General features: G+C 65.0%; 17 protein-coding genes. 8 read left to right on the top strand and 9 right to left on the bottom strand.

Going from position 1 to position 22142, the window contains the following annotated elements:
* Positions 1–18: 18 nt before the first annotated feature.
* The 4 genes from BSL82_RS17075 to BSL82_RS17090 are packed head-to-tail and all read right to left on the bottom strand — an operon-like array spanning position 19 to position 2557.
* Positions 19–420, bottom strand: a complete 402-nt coding sequence (locus BSL82_RS17075) for a DUF1398 domain-containing protein (RefSeq protein ID WP_072598435.1) — start codon at positions 418–420, stop codon at positions 19–21.
* Positions 421–436: 16 nt separating this feature from the next.
* On the bottom strand, positions 437–1303 hold the full coding sequence (locus tag BSL82_RS17080; protein ID WP_072598436.1) for a fumarylacetoacetate hydrolase family protein: 867 nt from the start codon (positions 1301–1303) through the stop codon (positions 437–439).
* A 39-nt stretch (positions 1304–1342) separates the two neighbouring features.
* Positions 1343–1909, bottom strand: coding sequence for a TMEM165/GDT1 family protein (locus BSL82_RS17085; protein WP_072598437.1), 567 nt, complete (start codon positions 1907–1909; stop codon positions 1343–1345).
* Positions 1910–1918: 9 nt separating this feature from the next.
* A complete protein-coding gene (locus BSL82_RS17090) occupies positions 1919–2557 on the bottom strand; it encodes a DNA-3-methyladenine glycosylase family protein (RefSeq protein WP_418361263.1) in 639 nt (212 codons plus the stop codon).
* Positions 2558–2616: 59 nt separating this feature from the next.
* Between BSL82_RS17090 and BSL82_RS17095 the strand changes: the two genes are divergently transcribed.
* On the top strand, positions 2617–2934 hold the full coding sequence (locus BSL82_RS17095; protein WP_072598438.1) for a 2Fe-2S iron-sulfur cluster-binding protein: 318 nt from the start codon (positions 2617–2619) through the stop codon (positions 2932–2934).
* Here BSL82_RS17095 and BSL82_RS17100 read toward each other — a convergent pair whose 3' ends face one another.
* The gene (locus BSL82_RS17100; protein ID WP_072598439.1) at positions 2935–3363 is read right to left on the bottom strand and encodes a hypothetical protein; all 429 of its coding nucleotides are present in this window, start codon (positions 3361–3363) and stop codon (positions 2935–2937) included. It abuts the gene before it with no gap.
* Between the two features lie 139 nt (positions 3364–3502).
* Here BSL82_RS17100 and BSL82_RS17105 point away from each other — a divergent pair, with 139 nt between their 5' ends.
* Together BSL82_RS17105 and BSL82_RS17110 are read left to right on the top strand one after the other, a co-directional pair.
* Positions 3503–4600, top strand: a complete 1098-nt coding sequence (locus tag BSL82_RS17105) for a sensor histidine kinase (RefSeq protein WP_072598440.1) — start codon at positions 3503–3505, stop codon at positions 4598–4600.
* Positions 4597–5391: a LytR/AlgR family response regulator transcription factor gene (locus BSL82_RS17110; RefSeq protein WP_072598441.1), complete on the top strand. Its 795-nt coding sequence runs from the start codon at positions 4597–4599 to the stop codon at positions 5389–5391. The genes BSL82_RS17105 and BSL82_RS17110 overlap by 4 nt, the downstream gene beginning before the upstream one ends.
* A gap of 33 nt (positions 5392–5424) precedes the next feature.
* On the opposite strand, the gene BSL82_RS17115 is transcribed toward BSL82_RS17110, so the two are convergent.
* Positions 5425–5997 carry a TetR/AcrR family transcriptional regulator gene (locus BSL82_RS17115; RefSeq protein WP_072598442.1) on the bottom strand — a complete coding sequence of 191 codons (573 nt, stop codon included), beginning with the start codon at positions 5995–5997 and terminating at the stop codon, positions 5425–5427.
* A 168-nt stretch (positions 5998–6165) separates the two neighbouring features.
* Between BSL82_RS17115 and BSL82_RS17120 the strand changes: the two genes are divergently transcribed.
* From BSL82_RS17120 to BSL82_RS17130, 3 genes are read left to right on the top strand one after another with little or no spacing between them, the layout of a single operon-like run.
* On the top strand, positions 6166–7326 hold the full coding sequence (locus tag BSL82_RS17120) for an efflux RND transporter periplasmic adaptor subunit (RefSeq protein ID WP_072598443.1): 1161 nt from the start codon (positions 6166–6168) through the stop codon (positions 7324–7326).
* A gap of 12 nt (positions 7327–7338) precedes the next feature.
* Positions 7339–10491, top strand: coding sequence for a multidrug efflux RND transporter permease subunit (locus tag BSL82_RS17125; RefSeq protein ID WP_072598444.1), 3153 nt, complete (start codon positions 7339–7341; stop codon positions 10489–10491).
* The gene (locus tag BSL82_RS17130) at positions 10484–11911 is read left to right on the top strand and encodes an efflux transporter outer membrane subunit (protein ID WP_072598445.1); all 1428 of its coding nucleotides are present in this window, start codon (positions 10484–10486) and stop codon (positions 11909–11911) included. The genes BSL82_RS17125 and BSL82_RS17130 overlap by 8 nt, the downstream gene beginning before the upstream one ends.
* Here BSL82_RS17130 and BSL82_RS17135 read toward each other — a convergent pair.
* Both BSL82_RS17135 and BSL82_RS17140 read right to left on the bottom strand, forming a co-directional pair.
* Complete coding sequence (locus tag BSL82_RS17135; protein WP_072598446.1) at positions 11901–13379, bottom strand: AMP-binding protein; 1479 nt, start codon at positions 13377–13379, stop codon at positions 11901–11903. The two genes, BSL82_RS17130 and BSL82_RS17135, sit on opposite strands and share 11 nt — an antisense overlap.
* A 10-nt stretch (positions 13380–13389) precedes the next feature.
* The gene (locus BSL82_RS17140) at positions 13390–15651 is read right to left on the bottom strand and encodes an NADP-dependent malic enzyme (RefSeq protein WP_072598447.1); all 2262 of its coding nucleotides are present in this window, start codon (positions 15649–15651) and stop codon (positions 13390–13392) included.
* An 85-nt stretch (positions 15652–15736) separates the two neighbouring features.
* On the opposite strand from BSL82_RS17140, the gene mutS reads away from it, so the two are divergent.
* Complete coding sequence (gene mutS, locus BSL82_RS17145; RefSeq protein WP_226998511.1) at positions 15737–18373, top strand: DNA mismatch repair protein MutS; 2637 nt, start codon at positions 15737–15739, stop codon at positions 18371–18373.
* 9 nt (positions 18374–18382) lie between these two features.
* The gene (locus BSL82_RS17150) at positions 18383–21148 is read left to right on the top strand and encodes a [protein-PII] uridylyltransferase (RefSeq protein ID WP_072598448.1); all 2766 of its coding nucleotides are present in this window, start codon (positions 18383–18385) and stop codon (positions 21146–21148) included.
* An 8-nt stretch (positions 21149–21156) separates the two neighbouring features.
* Here the strand turns inward: BSL82_RS17150 and BSL82_RS17155 are convergent, their stop codons facing one another.
* Positions 21157–22053: a LysR family transcriptional regulator gene (locus BSL82_RS17155; RefSeq protein WP_072598449.1), complete on the bottom strand. Its 897-nt coding sequence runs from the start codon at positions 22051–22053 to the stop codon at positions 21157–21159.
* Positions 22054–22142 lie beyond the last annotated feature (89 nt).

Consider the following 22142-nt stretch of genomic DNA (forward strand, 5'->3'; position numbering starts at 1 on the left):
CGTGAAACCGCAAAGGCCCTAGCTCGGAAAAACCTCGACATGGATTTCGGCGGTGCGGCCATAATAAACGACGCGGCGTCCGGGGAACGATACGAGATAGCCCGCGCATCCCGCCTTTCCTGCCTCATCGCAAAAGGCGGCGTAGCTGTAATCTGGCCCGTCTTCCTGCGCCCAGCGCACGAGTGATGCTACCCTGCCGCTGTCGAACACCGCTGCGACTGCCGTTGCCGATCGGGGCAGGTCCAGCGTGATGCTGTCGCCTTCCGGCAGGTAACAGGTCTGGGTGTTGCAGCGATAATCGACGGCATAGCCTTCAAAGCCGGCATCGGCGAGTTTGCCGATGATCTCGGGAAAGCTGAGGCTCCCGTCCTGCGCGGCATCGAGGCAGGTTCTGGCGACAGCAATCCGTTCTGCGTCCATTCGCCGTGTTCCTTCTTCATTCGGGTGCATGGATCTCCGCGACTTCGTCCACGACAAGGGCTTCGATGTGCCCGATGCCGGAGATTTCCGCGCGGACGCGATCACCCGCCTTCAGCCATCGCGGAGGCCGCATCCCTGCCGCCACGCCGCTCGGCGTCCCCGTGAAGATCACGTCGCCCGGCTCCAGCGTCATCGCCGTGCTCAGGTCGGCGACCTGCGCCGCGCAGTCGAAGATCATGTCGCGGGTGTTGGAATGCTGCCGCTCCTCGCCGTTCACCAGCAGCCGCAGGTCCAGATCGCCCGCGTCCACGCCATCGGAAGTCTCGATCCAGGGACCGAACGGCGCATGGGTGTCGAACGACTTGCCGATCACGAACTGTTGCGTGCGCGTCTGCCAGTCTCGCACCGACACGTCATTGCCCACGCAATAGCCGAATATCACCTCCTGCGCCTTTTCCGCCGGGACATGCCTGCACCGCTTGCCGATGACGACGACCAGTTCCACTTCATAATCGAGCTGCTCGGACACCTTCGGGCGCTGCACCGGATCATATGGTCCGTTGACCGCCGTCCCCGGCTTGGTGAACCAGGTCTGGTGCGCGGGCAGCTCGCGTCCCATCTCGGCCACATGCTGTCGATAGTTGAGCCCCAGCGCGTATATCTTGCCCGGGCGCGGGATCGGCGCATGAAGGCGCACATCGGCCAGCGCATGGTCGCGGTCGCCGATGGCCCGCACCTCCCCGGCCACATCGTCCCATCGCTCGATCAGCTCGATCATCGTCCGGGGATGTGTCGACAGGCGCGCCGTCAAATCCGCGACATGTTCGCCATCGGTGAGACCGACGCGCAATCCGCTTCCGACCGAAAATGTGACCAGCTTCATGATTGCCTCGTGTGTGAGTGATGGCGCACGCCCATTCCGTCAACTGACGGCAACGGCCACGGTCCACAAGCCCAGAATCGCAAAGCTGGCCGCCGCGCCGAGCCGCACCCACTTCATCGGCACGACACTGGTGATCCGGTCGCCCAGCAGAACGGCAGGGACGTTTGCAAGCAACATTCCCGCCGTGGTGCCGATCGTGACCAGCGCAACCGACTGGTAGCGCGCTCCAAGACCGATGGTGGCGATCTGCGTCTTGTCACCGATCTCCACGATGAAGAACGCCACCAGCGTGGTGAGGAACGCGCCGAAACGCCGGTTGCCGCCGTCGGAAGAATCGTCGAGCTTGTCCGGGATCATCGCCCAGGCGGCCATGGCCAGAAAGCCGAGCCCAACCGCTATGCGAAACGCCGTGCCGTCCAGCAGCCCGGCCACCATCGTGCCGGCCCAGGCCGCCACCGCATGATTGGCGAGCGTGGCCAGCAATATCCCGGCGATGATCGGCCATGGCTTGCGAAAACGGGCCGCCAGCGCCACTGCCAGCAGCATCGTCTTGTCGCCAATTTCGGCCAGGGCCACCACAAGGGCGGATGCGAAGAGAACGTCCATCCGGTTTCCCTAAAGCACCTTGGTTTTGTAGTGGTGCCAGCTCAATATCGCCATCGCGCCGCGATATGGCTTCCATGCATGCGCGAGTTCGCGGGTCTGTCTTTCGCTGGGCCGCGCTTCCAGTCCCATGATTCGCCCGATTTCCACCTGCACCGCGAGATCTCCGGCCGGCCAAATGTCGGGGCGGCCCTCGGCGAACAGCAGATAGATTTCCGCCGACCAGCGCCCGATGCCCTTTATCCCTGTCAGGAGCGCGACGGCCTGTTCGTCATCCTCCGGCAGGCGCTCCAGGTCGAGCGTGCCCGTTGCGATCTGCCCGGCGAGGCTCCTTGCATAGCTTATCTTCTGGCGGGACAGGCCGGCCTCGCGCAGGCGCTGGTCGGAGGCCGAAAGCAGCACGTCCGGAGGCAGCCCGGGCCCAACCGCCTGTTCGAGCTTGTTCCAGATGGAGCGGGCGGCCGCAACGCTCACCTGCTGGCCGACAATGGTTCGGAGCAGCGTGCCATAGCCCGGCGCGCTCGTCCGTGGCTCCGGATAGCCGACGCGTTCCAGGGCTCGGGCGACGGCAGGCTCGATTGTCGCGACGCGATCAAGCCCTTCACGCAGTTCTTCACTAGTCAGTCCCAAGCGCATCACCCTTGATTTCATGGCACCATCGCTCCATAGCGCCGCAACACTTGCAAACATAGATGCCGGGAAGGATGGACATGGCAAAGCTGACCGTGGTCACGCGCGAAGGTCAGGAATCGACGATCGAGGCGGCTGACGGCCTCTCGGTGATGGAGGTGATCCGCGACGCAGGCTTTGACGAATTGCTCGCGCTTTGCGGCGGCTGCTGCTCTTGCGCCACCTGCCATGTCTTTGTCGACGAGGCTTGGGCAGACAAGCTGCCGCCGGTGGGCGAGGACGAGAACGACCTGCTTGACAGCAGCTCCCACCGCAATGCGAATTCGCGGCTCTCCTGCCAGATTTCGATGGACGCGGGCCTGGACGGGCTTCGGGTCACCATCGCGCCGGAAGATTGATCAGTCGGGCAAACGTCCGATCATTCGGGCCAGTCCAACCGCCGCCCGCCACATTCGGTCGCGCATGGACTGGCCGATCATCTCGTGCAGCCGTGCGTCAAATGCCGAACGCGCGTCTCGGGATGCATCCGCCACGCAGGCGAGCAGCAGCGATTCATCATAGCTGATCGGGCAGCCGCAGCGCGCCGGGTGGAGACGAAGGCGCTCCGGCCAGGCGTTCGCCGCCTCATCCATGAACCGCGCGACCGCAGAGGCGGTTTCCCCCAGCCCGAAGCTGTCGAGCCCATTGCGGAGCGCGGGCGTGACCGGCTTTCGGGCAAGGGCTGCCGCAAGCCATTCCCGCATCGCCCATAAAAGCAGCCGGTCGGGCAGGTCGAGCGCGAACAGCGGCGGCCGGCTGGGCAGCAGGGTCATAACGTCCACGGCCATTGGCATCTCCTGTAATTGATAATCGTTATCATTATAGATGTTCACATACTTGGCAAGTGCCAAGGCGGGCAGGCCTGTGCGCCGACCGACGCCCTATGAAAAACTGGCACGGCCCGTCAGGGCTGCTACAAGGCCGATCATGGATCTGGCGGAACTTCGCACTGAAAGATTTTTCGAGGACAAGAACCGGGCGTTCTGGATCCTGCAGGCGACAGGCTGGGGCGCCTATTTCGTGGTCCGTGCGCTCGGCGGGCTCGCCAATGCGATGGGGCTGGTCTTCTTCGTTCCCACGCTGATTTCGACCACAACCGGCTTTTCGCTCACGCTGTTGATGGCGGCCGTCTACCGGCGGGTCATCAAGATGCCGCCCATGTGGGTGTGGACGGTCTCCATCGCGCTGGTCGCGCTCGCGTCGGCCGCATTCTCGGTGATCGAGGTGTGGGCGCATGCCACCTTCTACAAGCCGGGCTGGCGGCCGGAAGGGGTCGAGTTTCTTGGGGCCATCCTTCTGGACGTCGCGGTGCTGGGGGCGTGGACGGCGCTCTATTTCGGCGTCAACTTCTATCTGATGCTGTCGCAGCAGAACGAGCGGCTGATGGCGCTTTCCAGCCAGGCGACCGAGGCGCAGCTCACCATGCTGCGCTATCAGCTCAATCCCCATTTCCTCTTCAACACGCTGAACTCCATCTCCACGCTGGTGCTGCTGAAGCAGACCGACCGGGCCAACGCCATGCTGTCCCGCCTCGCCTCGTTCCTCAGATATACGCTGGTTGGCGAGCCGACCGCGCAGGTGCCGGTGGAGAAGGAGGTCGAAAGCCTGAAGCTCTATCTCGAAATCGAAAAGATGCGGTTCGAGAGCCGGCTCCGCCCGAGCTTCGACATTGATCCGCTCGCCGCCAAAGCGCGCGTCCCGTCATTGCTCTTGCAGCCGCTCGTGGAGAATGCGATCAAATACGCGGTCACGCCGCAGGAGGAAGGGGCGGAGATCGCGGTTGAAGCGCGGGTCATCGGTGACAGGCTGGTGCTGAAGGTGTCGGATACCGGTCCGGGGTTGAACGACGCCGCGCCACGTCCCACTTCTTCGACGGGCGTCGGTTTGGCGAACACACGGGACCGTCTGGCGCAAGCTTATGGACCCGATCACAGGTTCGAACTCAAGACGAACGCTTCAGGGGGCACAGACGTTGTTATTGACATTCCATTCCAGCGGGAGCTGGCAAAGGAGCCCACTGCATGACGATCCGAACAGTTCTTGTCGACGACGAACCCTTGGCCATCCAGGGCCTTGCCCTGCGGCTTGAGGCGCATCCGGACGTCGAAATCGTCGCGACCTGCGTCAACGGCCGGGAAGCGATCCGGGGGATCAAGACGCATAAGCCCGATCTCGTGTTCCTCGACATACAGATGCCGGGTTTCGACGGATTTTCCGTTGTCCAGGGCCTGATGGAAATAGAACCGCCGCTGTTCGTCTTCGTCACCGCCTATAGCGATTATGCGCTGAAGGCGTTCGATACCCATGCGATCGATTATCTGATGAAGCCGGTGGAGGAAGACCGGCTTGCGGCAACGCTTGACCGTGTCCGGCTTCGCCTGAGCGAGAAGCGCGCGACCGAGGAGGCGAATCGCCTGAAGGAAGTTCTGGCCGAGGTCGCTCCCGAGGCGGAACTCCCGATGTCCGCGGAGGCGCATTCCAGCAACCGCTATGAAAAGCTGATCAATATCAAGGATCGCGGCCAGATCTTCCGCGTCGACGTCGACTCGATCGAGCGGATCGACGCCGCGGGCGACTATATGTGCATCTATACCGGCGACAACACGCTGATTCTTCGCGAGACGATGAAGGACCTCGAAAAAAGGCTCGATCCCCGACGTTTCCAGCGGGTCCACCGCTCCACCATCGTCAATCTGGACCAGGTACGGCAGGTGAAGCCGCACACCAATGGCGAATGCTTCCTGGTGCTGGAATCAGGCGCGCAGGTAAAGGTAAGCCGCAGCTACCGCGACGTGGTGGCGCGCTTCGTCCATTAAAACCGAGTAAAAGGGGCGCCTCGGCCGGGCGCCTCAGTCGCCCCGCCCGTAGCGGCAACAGATCGTCCGCACGACATGGTCGATATGCCGGGTTTGCTCTTCCTCGGTCATCGGCTCGGGCACGCCGCACAGCGCCGACATCTGCACCTTGTGAACGAGCAGGGCGCAAAAGCTGTCGGCCGCCTGGCGGGGATCGTCGATGTCCAGCAGCCCCTGATCGCGCCAGTTGCTGAAGACGCCGCTCAGCGCCACTGCCGTCCGTTCGGGCGCGCTTTCGCTGAGGCAGTTGCCGAAAGCGGCGTCCTTCAGGCTTTCAGCAACGATGATCCGCAGCATCGCGATCGAGCCCGGGTCCAGCAGGATGCGGAGAAAGTCGCGCGCGGTGGCTTTCAGCGCCTCTTCGGGTGGGCCTTCCGTTGCGGCAATATTGCTTATGACCTCATGTAGCGAAGCAAATTGCTCCGTCACCATGGCGCGCAGCAGACCCGCCTTGTTCTCGAACAGTTCATAGGCCGTGGAAAGCGAGCCGCCCGACCGCCGGATGATGTCCGTCATTCCGACATTGCTGTAACCTTGTTCAAGGAACAACTCATAGGCGGCGGCCATTATGACGCTACGTCGACGTTCTTTCTTGTCACATCTGTCCGCTAAGGCTGTCTTACCAAAATGCGCCGTCATCATCCTCACTCTACTTGACGGGTAATGTAACCTACATTACAGGGCGTGGCAAGACGGCGCGCAGGCCATTTTTCGCGCCGTGCAAGTGGTGAGTACATGCGCTTTAGGTTTTGCGAAAAGCTGATCGGGCTTGGCCTTCTGCCGGTGCTGGCGGTTCTTGCCGCCTGTGGCGGCGAAGGCGCACCTCCGTCGCCGCCTCCGCCCGAGGTGGACGTTATGACGATCCGCGCCGCATCGGTTTCCTATACGATCGAGCTTCCAGCGCGCGTGCAGGCTAAGCGCACGGCGGAGGTGCGTGCGCGGGTCGACGGCATTGTCGAGCGACGCCTCTATGTCGAAGGGTCCGACCTAAAGGCGGGAACGCCGATGTTCATTATCGACCCCCAAGAGATGCGGGCGGCGTACAATGCCGCGCGGGCGGCGCTCGCACGGGCGGAATCCGTGTTGGCCAACGCCAGGCAGGATGTCGAGCGCTACCGGCCGCTCGTCAAGCGGGAGGCGATCAGCAAGCAGGAATATGATGCGGCGACGGCGCGCGCGGCGCAGGCCGCTGCAGACGTCGAATCGGCCAGGGCGCAGGCCGACCGGGCGGCGCTGGATCTGAACTATGCGCGGGTGACCGCTCCCATATCCGGCCGTGCCGGGCGCGCTCAGGTGACCGAGGGGGCGCTGGTCAGCGCCAGCCAGGCTACGTTGCTCGCCACCATCGAGCAGCTCGATCCCGTCTATGTGAACTTCTCCCAGTCCAATGCCGAACTGCTCCGCCTCCGGCGCGCGGTCGATTCCGGGGCGTTGCAGTCGGGCGGGGTCAATCGCATCCAGGTTCATCTGGTGCTTGACGACGGCAGTGAATATCCGCTGCCCGGCCGTGTGGATTTCCTCGACATGGCCGTCGACCCGTCGACCGGCAGCGTTTCACTCAGGGCGGAGTTTCCCAATCCGCGCAACATCCTGCTTCCGGGGCAATTTGTCAGGGCGCAGGTGGATATCGGCTCGCTCCGCGAGGGCATTCTCATCCCGCAAATCGCGGTGAAGATGGCCGATTCCGGCGCTTCGGTTTTCGTTGTCGATAAAAAGGGCCACGCCGTGCCGCGCTCGATCAGGCTGGGCGAAATGCAGGGCGACAAATGGGTGGTCCTCGAAGGACTGCGACCCGGCGAGAAGATCGTGACCAATGGCGTGCAGAAGGTGATGGCAGGCCAGCCCGTCAGGGTTGCGGGCAGCCCCTCCGCACGCGCTCCTCAGACAAAGCGTTAGGACCGGTTCCGCATGGCCCGCTTTTTCGTAGACCGCCCGGTCTTTGCATGGGTGATCGCGCTGGTGATCGCGCTTGCGGGGCTGCTTGCGTTGCGCGGCCTTCCCATCGAGCAATATCCCGAGATCGCGCCGCCATCGCTGACGATCGACGTCAGCTATCCCGGCGCCGACGCGGCCACGCTGGAGCAGACGGTGACCACCGTCATCGAGCAGGAGTTGAACGGCGTGGAGGGCTTTCTCTACATGTCGTCCTCCAGCCAGTCGAACGGCACCGCGACGATCACCGTCACTTTCGAGTCGGGCACGGACATCGATCGCGCGCAAATGGATACGCAGAACCGGCTGCGGCGCGTCGAGGCGCGACTGCCCGAGGAGGTGCGGCGGCAGGGGATTCAGGTTAACCGGGCGAATGCGGCGTTCCTGATGGTGGTTGCGCTTCATTCACCCAATGGTGCGCAAACCACGCTTGATCTCGGCAATTTTGCAACGAGCAGGGTGATCGACGAGTTGCGGCGCGTCAATGGCGTGGGCGACGTCCGGCTGTTCGGGTCTGAATATGCCATGCGCATCTGGCTCGATCCGGCCAAGCTCGTGGCCTACAATCTTTCGGCGGCGGAAGCGCTGGCGGCGGTGCGCGAACAGAACAGCCAGATCGCCGGTGGTCAGATCGGCGATCAACCCACAGCGCCCGGTGCCGCGCTCAACGCGACCGTTGTCACCCAGAACCGCTTCACGCGACCGGAACAGTTCGAACAGATCATCCTGCGGGCTAACCCGGACGGCTCGACCGTACGCCTTTCCGATGTTGGCCGGGTCGAACTCGGGGCGGTAAATTATGCGATGTCTGCGCGTCTTGACGGCAAGCCGATGGCGGGCATGGCGATCCAGCTCGCCACGGGGGCGAACGCGCTGTCCGCGTCGAGGGACGTGCGGGCCAAGATGGCCGAGCTGGCGCAAGGCTTTCCGGCAGGTATCGAGTGGGCGGCGCCGTTCGATACGACCGAGTTCATCGAGGTGTCGTTGACGGAGGTGGCGAAGACGCTGGGCGAGGCCATGATCCTGGTCTTCCTCGTCATGTATCTTTTCCTCCAGAACTGGCGGGCGACCATCATTCCGACAATCGTCGTGCCCATCGCGTTGCTCGGCTCGTGCATAGGGCTCTGGGTGCTGGGGTTTTCGATCAACGTGCTGACGTTGTTCGGCATGGTTCTCGCGATCGGCATCCTCGTCGACGACGCGATCGTCGTGATCGAAAATGTCGAGCGCGTTATGGAGGAGGACAAGAGCACTCCCTATGAAGCGACGATAAAGGCGGTCCGTCAGATCTACAGCGCCATCATCGGGATCACGCTGGTACTGGTTTCGGTCTTCATCCCGATGGCGTTCTTCCCCGGCTCCACCGGCGCGATCTATCGGCAGTTCGCGGTCACGCTCGCGCTGTCCATCTCCTTTTCCGGACTGCTGGCGCTCACCCTTACGCCGGCGCTCTGCGCCATGCTGCTGAAACCGCGGGACGAATCACACGCGGACAGCAGAAAACATGGCTATTTCGGCCGTTTTTTCCTCTGGTTCAATCGTTGGTTCGGACGGACCAGCGACCGTTATCGAAACGGGGTTGCCCGCGCGCTGCGTATACCCATGCGCTGGATGGCGGCATTCGGCGTGGTGGTGGTGCTGGTGATCGCCATGTTCCGGCTGATGCCCGGCGGCTTCCTTCCCGAGGAAGACCAGGGATATGTCATCACTGTCGTTCAGGCGCAGCCGGGCTCTACAACCCAGCGGACGAGCGAAGTCGTGGGGAGGCTGGAAAAATTCTACGCCGGTGAACCGCAGACGGAGGGCGTCGTCGCCGTCCTCGGCTTCAGCTTTTTCGGAAGCGGCCAGACGGCCGGGCTGTTGTTCACATCACTCACCGACTGGGACGAGCGGCCGGGTGAGGACAATTCCACCCAGGCGCTGGTCGGCCGGGCATTCGCGAAGTTCTCAGGCATCAAGGAGGCGATGGTGTTTCCCCTGAACCCGCCTTCGATCAGTTCCCTTGGCATCGCGGGGGGATTCACCTTCAAGCTGCAGGATCGCGCCGGTCTTGGACAAGAGGCGTTGCTCGCCGCCCGCAATCAGTTGCTCGGCGTGGCTTCACAAAGCGAGAAGCTGCAAGGTGTCCGCCCCGAAGGCATGGAAGACGCGCCCGAACTGCGGGTGCAGATCGACCGCGTCAAGGCGCGCGCGCTTGGCCTCTCCATAGCGGATGTGAACGGCACGCTCTCGATCGCCTTCGGGTCGGCCTATGCCAACGACTTCAATCGCGAGGGGCGGGTGCTCAGGGTGCTGCTGCAGGCCGAAGCGGCCGCGCGGATGACGCCGCAGGACATCCTGAACCTGCGGGTCCGCAACGCCGAGGGGCAGATGGTGCCGTTCAGCGCCTTCACCGAAGTAAGCTGGGAAGCGGGGCCGCCGTCGGTGCAGCGCTATAACGGCTATCCGGCGATGACGATTTCCGGCAACGCCGCGCCCGGCTATTCCTCCGGGGAGGCGATGGCGGAGATGGAGCGGCTGGCCGAACAACTGCCCGAGGGCTTCGCCTATGAATGGACCGGCATCTCCTATGAGGAACAGCAGGCGGCCGGAGAGGCGACGATGCTGATGGGGCTTTCGCTTCTGGTCGTGTTCCTGCTGCTGGCGGCGCTTTATGAAAACTGGGGGATACCGCTTTCGGTGCTTCTCATCGTTCCGCTTGGCGTGTTCGGCGCGCTGCTGGCGGCCTGGCTGCGCGGCCTGCCGCTGGACATCTACTTCAACGTGGGTCTGGTGACGATCATCGGCCTGGCGGCAAAGAACGCAATTTTGATCGTGGAGTTCGCGCGCGAACAGGAGGCGGAAGGCAAGGAACTGACGGAGGCGATTCTCCAGGGCGTTCGGTTGCGTCTGCGCCCGATCATCATGACCTCGCTCGCATTCGTGCTGGGCGTCCTGCCGCTCGCCGCCAGCACCGGAGCGGGCGCGGCAAGCCGGATCGCGGTCGGAACGGGCGTGATGGGCGGCATGATCGCCGCCACGGCGCTCGGCATCTTCTTCACGCCCGTCTTCTATCTCATCGTCCGGCGCTGGGTCAGCCGGCGCAAGCCGCTGCTGCCGGGGGAGAAGGAAAGGGCGCTGCATGGCTAGTTCGCGGAATCGTCGCGCGGCCGTTGCCGCCGTGGCGCTGGCGCTGCTCGCCGGATGCACGATGCAGCCGCGCTACGAGCGGCCGACGCCTCCGGTCGCGGAGAGTTGGCCAACGCTGGCTCCCGATCTGGAGGCCGGGCCGGCGGCGACGGACATCGGCTGGCAAACGTTCTTCAACGATGAGCGGCTGAGGCGGCTGATCGCGCTCGGCCTCGCCAACAACCGCGATCTACGCGTGGCCGTGCTGCGTATAGACGAGGCGCGCGGGCAATATCGTATCCAGCGCGCCGATCTTCTGCCCGGCGTCGACGTCAACGCGGCCGCTGCGCGCAGCAAGACCAGCCCAGCCTCCGTCGGCCCGTCCATTCCGCCTAATGCAGTGTCGTCCGGAGCGGGCGACCAGTTTCAGGTCAATGTCGGAGTTTCGTCGTTCGAGCTAGATTTCTGGGGCCGCGTCCGCAGCCTCAGCGACGCCGCTCGCGCTAGCTACCTCGCTACCGTCGAGGGCGAGCGCGCCTTTCGAATCTCGCTGATCGCCGACATCGCCTCCGCCTATCTGTCGCTGCGGGCGCTGGATGAACGAATCGCGCTGGCGGTGGGGACGCTGGAAAGCCGCAACAAGGGGCTGGAGCTTGCAAAGCTGCGGCGCGACGCTGGCGTCACTTCCGCGCTCGACTATCGTCAGGCGGAGACGCTCTTGACCCAGGCGGAGACGGAGCTCGCATCGCTGCGCCGCCAGCACGCCCAGACGCGCAACGCCTTGGGCGTGCTGATCGGCGGCCCGCTTCCGCAGGATCTTCCGCCGCCGATGCCGCTTCTCTCGCAGGTCGATCAGCGGGTCGGCGCGGCGGTGCCGTCCGATGTGCTGGTAAGTCGGCCGGATGTGCTCAGCGCCGAGCAGCGCCTGCGCGCCGCCAACGCCAATATCGGTGCGGCCCGCGCCGCCTTCTTCCCGCGCATCAGCCTGACGGGCAGCTTCGGCTACGCCTCGACCGATCTCGATAATCTTTTCGGCGATGACGGCGAGACGTGGAGCTTTGGTCCGTCGCTTGTCCTCCCGATCTTCGATTTCGGGCGCAATGCGGCCAATCTCGATGTCGCCGAGGCGCGCAAGGACATTGCCGTTGCGACCTATGAGCGGACGGTACAGACCGCCTTTCAGGAGGTGGCTGATGCGCTTGCCGCCCGCCGCTATCTGACCGAGCAGGTCGACGCGCAGGCAAGGGCGCTCGCCGCGCAGCGCGACCTCGCAGAGCTGGCCGAGCTTCGCTACCGGAACGGAGTGGCGAACTATCTGGAGGTGCTGGACGCCCAGCGAAACCTCTTCGCAGCCGAGCAGGCGCTGGTCGAAAGCCGCCGCGAACTGCTCGCCAGCCTCGTCTCGCTTTATGTGGCGCTGGGCGGCGGCCTCAATCCCTGAACAGAGCGGCGTGCTCCGCCCGCAGCCGCGCCTTTTCCACCTTGCCCATCGCGTTGCGCGGCAGCGACGGCACGATAAGCACGCGGCGTGGCTGCTTGAAACGCGCAAGGCTGGGGGCGATCGCATCGCGCACCGACTCTTCTGAGAGCGCAGCCCCCGGCTGGGTCGTCACCACCGCGACGACAGCCTCGCCAAGGTCGGGATGCGGCACGCCGATCACCGCCGATTCCGCCACCCCCGGCACGGCGTCGATCAGCAGCTCGATTTCCCTGGGATAGATGTTGTAGCCGCCCGCGATGATCAGGTCCTTGGCGCGGCCGACGATGGAGATGCGCCCGTCCTCCGCGATCGTCGCGACATCGCCGGTGATGAACCAGCCGTCGGCCGTATGTTCCTCGGCCGTTTTCTCCGGCATCCGCCAATAGCCTGAAAACAGGCCCGGTCCCCTTATTTCCAGGACGCCGGGACCGGCGCCGCCACCGCCGATGCGGGCTTCGGTTTCGGGCAGCGGATAGCCCACGGTTCCGGCCAGGCGTTCGCCGTCATAGGGATTGGACGCGATCATCCCAGCCTCGGTCATGCCATAGCGCTCCAGGATGGCATGCCCCGTCCGTTCGGCGAAGGCGGCGAAGGTTTGCGGCAGCAGCGGGGCCGAGCCGGAAATGAAGATGCGCATGTTTCCGGCCAGTTCGCGCGTGAAGCCGGGGCTGTCCAGCAGCCGCGTGTAGAAGGTCGGCACGCCCATCATCGCGGTTGCGCCATCCAGCGCCGCGATCACCGCATCGGCATCGAACCGGGGCAGGAAGCGTATGGTGGAGCCGGTCAGCAGCGGCAGGTGCAGCCCCACGAACAGGCCGTGGACGTGGTTGATCGGAAGCGCGTGGGCCAGAATATCGTCGGTCGTCCAGCGCCATAGATCGACCAGCGCCCGGGCGTTTTCCCCCAGCGCGCGATGGCTGATCATCGCGCCCTTGGATCGGCCGGTCGTTCCGGATGTGTAAAGGATCGCGGCAAGGTCTTCGGCATCACGATCGGCCACAGCCGGCGCGTCCGACGTTGCAGCTGCCATCAGGCTTCCGCCGCCGTCCGCACCCAGTGTCAGCAGCGCGGGCGCAAGGCCCTGGCAGGCCGCCTCGTCCTTGGGGTCGCACACGAGAAGCGCGGGCTCGGAATCGTCGACGAAGCCCTTGATCTCGGCCGTGGTATAGGCGCTGTTCAGCGGCAGGAAGATCGCGCCCGTCCGCAGCGACGCGAGATAAAGCAGCACTGCTTCCGGCGACTTTTCGACCTGTGCCGCAACCCTGTCTCCCGGCTTGATCCCGGCGGCAAGCAAGGCTGATGCGACGGCCGCGACGCGGCGGTCAAGCTCGGAATAGGCGATGGACCGCGCATCGCCCGTATCCAGGAACAGCCTGTCGCCCGCGCCTGCCGCCGCCCGCAGAAGGGCGTGGTAGAGGTTGCCCGCCATGGCCGGGCCGTCAGCGCACCACGCCGGCAGCCGCGAGCACCGCCATCGTCGTCAGGTCCGACGCGGTCGATGTCATCGCCGCGATCTGCACCGGCTTCGCCATGCCGACGAGGAACGGGCCAAGCACGGTGCCGTGGCCGAGTTCCTTCAGCAGCTTTGCCGATATGTTGGCTGATTGCAGGCCGGGCATGATCAGCACGGTTGCCGGGCCGGACAGGCGGCTGAACGGATAATGCCGGTTCATGTCGCGATTGAGCGCGACGTCGGGCGTCATCTCGCCCTCATATTCAAAGCCGACGCCGCGCATGTCGAGCAGCCTCACGGCGTCGCGGATCGTGTCCAGCCATTTGCCGGGCGGGTTGCCGAAATTGGCGTAGGAGAGGAAGGCGACGCGCGGCTCCTGTCCCATCGCGCGGGCCACCGTCGCCGTCTGTTCGGCGATGTCGGCCAGTTCGGACGCGGTCGGGCGCTCGTTGACCGTCGTGTCGGCAATGAAGACGGTGTGCTTCTGGCCCACCATCATGTGGATGCCGAAGGGCACATGGCCGCCGGCCGGATCGATCACCAGCTTCACCTGCACCATGGTCTGGCGGAAGTGACGGGTAACGCCGGTGATCATCGCATCACCCATCCCCATGTCCAGCATCAGCGCGCCAAAGACGTTGCGGTCGTTATTGACCAGCCGCTGGCAGTCGCGCAGCAGATGCCCCTTGCGCTGGAGACGCGCGTAGAGCCGCTCCACCATTTCAGGCACACCGGGGGAAACCCGGGCGTTGTGGATCTCGAAGTCGGCGGGGTTCACGCCAAGCCGCTCCAGGCTGCGGCGCACCGGTTCGTCACGGCCGACGAGCAGCGGCGTTCCATAACCGCCTTCGCGGAAGGATATGGCGGCGCGAAGCACGACTTCTTCCTCCGCCTCGGCGAAGATGACCCGCTTGGGGTGCGCCCGGGCCTGCTCGTAGGCGGATGCAAGCACCGCCGTGGTCGGGTTCAGTCGGGCGCGAAGCTCTGTCCTGTAGGCCGCCTCGTCCAGGATCGGGCGGCGGGCCACGCCCGAGTCCATGGCCGCGCGCGCCACGGCGAGCGGCACTTCCTCGATCAGCCGGGGGTCGAACGGCGCGGGGATGATATAGTCGGGGCCAAAGCTGCGCGCGCCTCCATAAGCGGCTGCGACTTCCTCGGGCACCTGCTGGCGGGCCAGTTCGGCCAGCGCGCGGGCGGCGGCAACCTTCATCTCCTCGTTGATGGTCGTCGCGCGCACGTCCAGCGCACCCCGGAAGATGTAGGGAAAGCCCAGCACATTGTTGACCTGGTTCGGATAGTCAGAGCGGCCCGTCGCCATGATCGCGTCCGACCGCACCGCCTTCACGTCTTCCGGCCGGATTTCCGGATCGGGATTGGCCATGGCGAAGATGATCGGCTTGTCCGCCATCGACTTGACCATGTCTTGCGTGACCGCGCCCGCCACCGACAGGCCGAAGAACACGTCCGCGCCGCGCATCGCGTCGGCGAGCGTCCGGTCGGTGGTCTCCGCTGCATGGGCGGATTTCCACTGGTTCATGCCTTCGGTGCGGCCCTTGTAGATCACGCCCTTGGAATCGCAGAGCACGACGTTGTTGGGCTTTACACCCATCGCCTTCGCCAGTTCGGTACAGGCGATGGATGCAGCGCCCGCGCCGTTGACGACGATCTTGATGTCTTCCATCCGGCGTCCGGTGAGGTGGACGGCGTTGATGAGGCCGGCTGCGGAGATGATCGCGGTGCCATGCTGATCATCATGGAACACGGGAATGTTCATCCGTTCCCTGAGCGCCTGCTCGATAATGAAGCATTCGGGCGCCTTGATATCTTCAAGGTTGATTCCGCCAAAGCTCGGCTCCATCAGCGCGACCGCATTGACGAAAGCATCCGTATCCTCGGTGTCCAGTTCGAGGTCGATTGAATCGACGTCGGCGAAGCGTTTGAAAAGGACGGCCTTGCCTTCCATCACCGGCTTCGATGCAAGCGCGCCCAGATTGCCCAGGCCCAGAATGGCCGTGCCGTTGGAGATAACGGCGACGAGATTGCCCTTGACCGTATAGTCATAGGCCGTGGCGGGGTCTTTGGCGATGGCCAGCACGGGAACGGCGACGCCGGGTGAATAGGCGAGCGAGAGGTCGCGCTGCGTCGCCATCGGCTTTGATGCGACGATCTCGATCTTGCCCGGCCGTCGGCCCGAATGAAACAACAGTGCCTCGCGTTCCGAAAACTGGACGTTGCTGCCTTCGCTCATCTACCAGATACCTCCCTACTCTATTTTCTCCCTTGAAGCCCGGCGCGCTTCCACGCAAGCCTCGCATGCGTCCGCAGGGGTAAAGATGGCACGAGACGAACCTGACGAGGATGGCGCCGTTGCGGGCGCGACGCCGATGATGGCCCAATATCTGTCGCTGAAACGGCAGGCGGACGGCTGCCTGCTGTTCTACCGGATGGGCGATTTCTACGAGCTGTTCTTCGATGATGCGCGGATCGCCGCGGCCTGCCTCGACATCGCGCTGACGGCCCGGGGCGAACATGACGGGGAAAAGGTGCCGATGTGCGGCGTTCCCGTTCACGCGGCCGACGCTTATCTCGCCCGGCTGATCCGCGCCGGGAACCGGGTGGCCATTGCCGAGCAGGTGGAAAGCCCGGCCGAGGCGAAGAAGCGCGGCGGCAAGTCGCTGGTGCGGCGGGATATCGTCCGGATCGTCACCGCCGGGACGCTGACGGAGGAAAGCCTGCTCGACGCCCGCAGCGCGAATTGGCTGGCGGCGGCCTGTCCGGCGGGCGGCGAGATCGGGCTTGCCTGGGCGGACATTTCGACCGGCCAATTTTGTGTGACGAGCGTTGCCGAAGCCGCGCTGGAGGCCGAGCTTGCCCGCATCGGCGCGGCCGAGCTTGTGTCGCCGGAAGATTGGGACGGCGCGCCTGTGGATGCTGCCCGTAGGGCGCGGGCCGATTTCGACAGCATCAGGGCCGAAGCACAGCTGAAGCAGCTTTTCGGCGTTGCGACGCTCGACGGCTTCGGGCGCTTCGGCCGGGCGGACCTGGCGGCGGCGGGCGGTCTTATCGCCTATCTGGAGGCGGTGGGCAGGGGCAGCATTCCGCATCTGGCCCCGCCGCAAAAGATCGAGCCGCAGGACGTCATGGCGATCGACCCGGCGACAAGGGAAAGCCTTGAGATCGCCCGCAGCAGCGCGGGTGCGCGCGGCGGCAGCCTGCTCGACTGCATCGACCGGACGGTGACCGGCGGCGGCGCGCGGCTGCTGGGGACGGACCTGTCCGCGCCGCTTACCCGGCGGGAGACCATCGAGGAGCGGCTGGATTTCGTCGCCTGGTTCGAGCGCGACCCGCTGCTGCGCGAGCGGGTGCGGGATACGCTGAAACGCCTGCCGGATGTGGAGCGGGCGCTGGGGCGCGTGGCGGCGGGGCGCGGCGGGCCGCGCGATCTGGCGCAGTTGAGGGCAGGGCTCGAAGGCGCTGCGGAACTGAAGCGAAGCCTTCAGGCAATGGCGGATCGCCCGTCGCTGCTCGACGACACGCTCGGCCGCTTCGGCGCGCATGGGACGCTGACCGACCTGTTGTCGCGCGCGCTTGTCGCGGAGCCGCCGGTCGATTCCGCGGCCGGAGGGTTCATCGCGCAGGGCTATGACGCCGCGCTTGACGAGTTGCGCTCGACTGCGGGCGACGGCCGCCGGGCAATCGCCGCGCTGGAGGCGCGCTACCGCGAGACGACCGGCATCCAGGCGTTGAAGATCAGGCACAACAATGTGCTCGGCTTTCACATAGAAGTGCCCGCCCGCCACGCCGATGCGCTGATGAAGGAAGGCTCGGGCTTCACCCACCGCCAGACATTGGCCGGGGTGGTCCGGTTCAACGCGGCGGATCTCCATGAACAGGCGCTCAGGGTCACGCAGGCCGGCGACCATGCGATTGCAGCCGAGGCCGCGCATTTCGAGGAACTATGTGGCCAGGTGATCGTCGAAGCGGCCGCCATTTCCCAAACGGCGACGGCGCTGGCGCGGATCGACGTCGCCGCCGCGCTTGCCGAACGCGCGGCCGAGGGCGGATGGACGCGGCCGCTGATGACCGACGAGCCGCTGTTCGACGTGAAGGGCGGGCGGCATCCGGTGGTCGAACAGGCGTTGAAACGAGATCGCCAGCCCTTCGTCGCCAATGATTGCCGCCTTGAGGAGGCTTCGCGCTTGTGGCTGGTGACCGGCCCCAACATGGGCGGCAAATCGACCTTCCTTCGCCAGAACGCGCTGATCGCGATACTGGCGCAGGCGGGCGGCTTCGTTCCCGCCGACAGCGCCCGCATCGGCATTGTCGACCGGTTGTTCAGCCGCGTCGGTGCGTCGGACAATCTCGCGCAGGGCCGGTCCACCTTCATGGTGGAAATGGTGGAAACCGCCGCCATCCTCGCCCAGGCGACTCCGCGATCGTTCGTGATCCTTGACGAGGTCGGGCGCGGCACGTCCACCTATGACGGGCTGGCGATCGCCTGGGCGGTGCTTGAGGCGATCCACGACATGAGCCGCTCGCGCTGCCTGTTCGCCACCCATTATCATGAACTGACGCGGCTTGCCGAACGGCTCGACGCGCTGTCCCTGCATCATGTCAGGGCGCGCGAGTGGAAGGGCGACCTCGTCTTCCTGCACGAGCTTGCCGATGGCCCGGCGGACCGCAGCTATGGCCTTGCCGTCGCCAAGCTGGCGGGCCTGCCGCCGCAGGTGGTCGCGCGGGCGAGGGAGGTGTTGAAGCGGCTGGAGGCGGGCCGTCAGGCGAGCGGCGGCCTTGCCGCAGGGCTCGACGAGTTGCCGCTGTTTGCCGCGCAGGTGAAGGTGGAGGACGATGACCGGGACGCGTTGAGGGAGCGAATCGCCGCGATCCAGCCCGACGCCGTTACGCCCCGCGAGGCGCTGGACCTCATTTATGAACTGAAACGGCTGGCGGCGGACGACTGCCGCCACTAACTATCAACAATGTCCTGGCGTTTCGAATCCATTCCGCATCGCCGCGCGATCATCGATCGGCGCGACCTTTCCGATGCGCTGATCGAGCTTGGCGACGATGGCGACGCCTCGATACGACGCCAGCGGGCCACGCAGATTCTGAAGGAGGCGCTGGACAAGGGGCGCACCGAGATCAACCGGCGGCTGGAGGCGAATCCCGGCCGGGGCTCGGAGATTTCGGCATCCCACGCCTTTCTCACCGACCAGATATTGCGCCTGCTGTTCGATTTCACGACCGGCAGGCTCTATCCGCTGAACAACCCGACGGCTGCCGAACGGCTCGCGCTGGCGGCGGTGGGCGGCTATGGGCGCGGCGAGATGGCGCCGTTTTCCGACGTCGACATCATGTTCCTGACGCCCTGGAAGCAGACGCCATGGGGGGAGCAGGTGATCGAATCGATCCTCTATACCCTGTGGGATCTGGGGCTGAAGGTGGGCCATTCCAGCCGCTCGCTGGACGAGATGGTGCGCATGGCCAAGTCCGATCTCACCATCCGCACCGCCTTGCTGGAGGCGCGCTATGTCTGGGGCGATCAGTCGCTTTATGACGAGGCGACCGCCCGCTTCCTGAAGGAAGTAGTGGCGGGAAATGCACGCGGCTTCGTCGCCGACAAGCTGGCCGAGCGTGACGAACGGCACAGGCGCATGGGCGACAGCCGCTATGTCGTCGAGCCGAATCTGAAGGAAGGGAAGGGCGGCCTGCGCGATCTGCACACGCTCTTCTGGATCGGCAAGTTTGCTTATCAGACCCAGTCGGTGCCCGATCTTGTGGAGCAGGGGCTGCTGACCCGCGCCGAGCTACGACAGTTCCAGAAGGCCGAAAACTTCCTCTGGGCGGTCCGCTGCCACCTGCACTGCGTCGCAAAGCGGCCGGAGGAACGGCTGACCTTCGACGTCCAGCCCGAAATCGCCCGGCGCATGCGCTATTCCGACCGGCCCGGCATGTCGGGCGTCGAGCGTTTCATGCGGCACTATTTCCTCATCGCAAAGCAGGTCGGCGATCTGACCGGGCTGTTCCTCGCCCATCTCGACGAGAAGTTCGCCGCGCGCAGCCGCCGCTTCGGCCTGCCGTCGATCCGCCGCTCGCCCAAGAAGCTCAACGGCTTCATGCTGGACCGGGGAAAGCTTGCAGCACCCAGCGACGATTTCTTTTCCGAAGACCCGGTGCGGCTGATCGAGTTGTTTCACCTCGCCGACCTGCACGGGCTTGCGATCCATCCGCTGACGATGCGTCAGGCGGGCAGGGATATCGGGCTGATCGACGCCCGCGTCCGGCGCGATCCGCGGGCAAACGCCCTGTTCCTCGATGTGCTGACGAGCACGCGCGACGCGGAAACGGTGCTGCGCTGGATGAACGAGGCGGGCGTATTCGGCCGCTTCATACCCGATTTCGGGCGCGTCGTGGCCCAGATGCAATATGACATGTACCATCATTATACGGTGGACGAACATTCGATCCGCGCGATCGGGCTGCTTGGAAAGATCGAGCGCGGCGAGCTTGACGACGACCATCCTTTATCGTCCGCCATCATGCGCAAGGTGGTGTCCCGCCGCGCGCTTTATGTCTCGGTCCTGCTTCACGACATTGCAAAGGGACGGGGGGGCGATCACAGCGTGCTTGGCGCGGATGTCGCGCGGCACCTCTGCCCCCGCCTGGGCCTGACTCCGGCGGAGACGGAAACCGTCGCCTGGCTTGTCGAATATCATCTGCTGATGTCGTCGACCGCCTTTCGGCGCGACCTTGCGGACTTCAAGACGATCCTCGATTTCGCCGAAATAGTGCAGAGCCCGGAGCGGCTGCGTCTGCTGCTGGTGCTGACGGTGGTGGATATCCGCGCGGTCGGGCCGGCCGTGTGGAACGGATGGAAGCGCCAACTCCTCAGCGACCTGTACGAGGCGGCGGAGGAGGTGCTCCGGCTGGGCCACAAGCAGACCGGCCGCAGCGTCCGGATCGAGGTGAAGCAGCGCAATCTGGCGGGCGAACTCGGCTGGTCCGCAAAGGCCTTTCAGGCCTATCGCAAGCGCTTTGTCGACGCCTATTGGATTGCCGAGACGCCCGATGTCCTGCTTCGCAACGCGCAGCTTGTCGCGGACGCCGATGCAGCGGGCAAATCGCTCAACATCGCCACCCATGTCGATCCCGACCGGGGGGCGACGATGGTGACGGTCTACGCCGCCGATCATCCGGGGCTGTTCTACCGGCTGGCGGGCGCGATCGGCGTCGCCGGCGGCAACATCATTGACGCGCGCATCCACACCACGCGCGACGGCATGGCGCTGGATAATCTTCTGGTTCAGGACCCGCTCGGCGGTCCGTTGGACGATCCGGAGCGGCTGCGGCGGCTGGTGAGCGCGATCGAGGAGGCTTTCACCAATCGGCACCGCATGGCCCAGCGGCTGTCGCAGCGGCCGCTGCCGAGGCTCAGGGCCGACGCCTTCACGGTGGAGCCCAATGTGCTGATCGATAACCGCGCGTCCAATCGCTATACCGTGATCGAGGTCAACGCCCGCGATCGCCCGGCGCTGCTCGGCAGCCTCACCTATGCGCTGTTCCAGGCCAAGGTCACGATCCATAGCGCGCATATCGCCACCTATGGCGAGCGGGCGGTGGACGTTTTCTATCTGACCGACCTTATCGGCGAGAAGATCACCAGCCAGCAGCGGCTGAAGACGCTGGAAAAGAGCCTGCTCGAAGTCGCGGGCGGAAAGTCGCTTATACCCGCCAAGGCTGCCTGAGGCGGCGTTCAGCCGCGCTCCCAATAGGGCGACGGGCCGTAGAGGCCGGTCAGGAAGCGGATGAAGTGCTGCACGGCGGGCGGCATCAACCTGCGGCTGGGATAGACCGCGAATATCGCGGCGTCCCTTGCCCCGCCATAATCGGGCAGAACCACCCGTAACGCGCCGGATTTGAGTTCTGCCGCCACGTCCCAGCTTGAACGGAGCGCGATTCCGATCCCGGCAAGCATGGCCTCGCGCACCACTTCGCTTGAATTGGTTCGTATCACGCTTTCGACCGGCAAGACCACCGCCCCCTCCGGCCCGTGCAGCCGCCAGGGCGTCTGATGCGAGGCGGCGAGCAGGCGGTGACTTGCCAGACCGGCCAGCTCAAGCGGCTCCCCATGATCGGCGATATAGCCGGGCGTCGCGCACAGCATCCGCCGGTTGGGCGCGAGGCGCTGCGCGATGAAGCTGGAATCGGGAAGCGTGCCGATCCGGACGGCGATGTCGATTCCCGAGGATACCAGATCGACGAAATCGTCGGTCAGGTCCAGCTCAAGCTCTATTTCCGGATTGGCGTCCAGAAACGGCTTCAGATGGGGGGCGATGTGAAGCCGGCCGAAGGACGTGGGGGCCGTGACCTTGAGCGGGCCGCGCGCGCGCTCGGACCTGCCGGCGACCATCGCCTCGGCATCTTCGACGGCGGAAAGGATCGCCACCGCCCGTTCATAAAAGGCGCGCCCCGTCTCGGTGGGCGCAAGTTTGCGCGTGGTGCGCTGCAAAAGGCGCGCGCCCAGCCTTTGCTCCAGCCGGGCGATCCGCTTGGAGACCATGGCGGGCGTGAAGCCAAGCGCCCGCCCCGCCGCCGACAGGCTGCCGGCATCCACCACGCGCACCAGTATTTCCAGATCGTCCAGTGCCATGAGCCGCGCTTTAACGGGTCGCCATTTTCAATACAATGGATCAGGTGATTTGAAATATGTGACCTTTTGAAAAGGTTCGCGAGGCCCTA

It is taken from the genome of Tardibacter chloracetimidivorans, from assembly GCF_001890385.1.
Taxonomy (GTDB): Bacteria; Pseudomonadota; Alphaproteobacteria; order Sphingomonadales; family Sphingomonadaceae; genus Tardibacter; species Tardibacter chloracetimidivorans.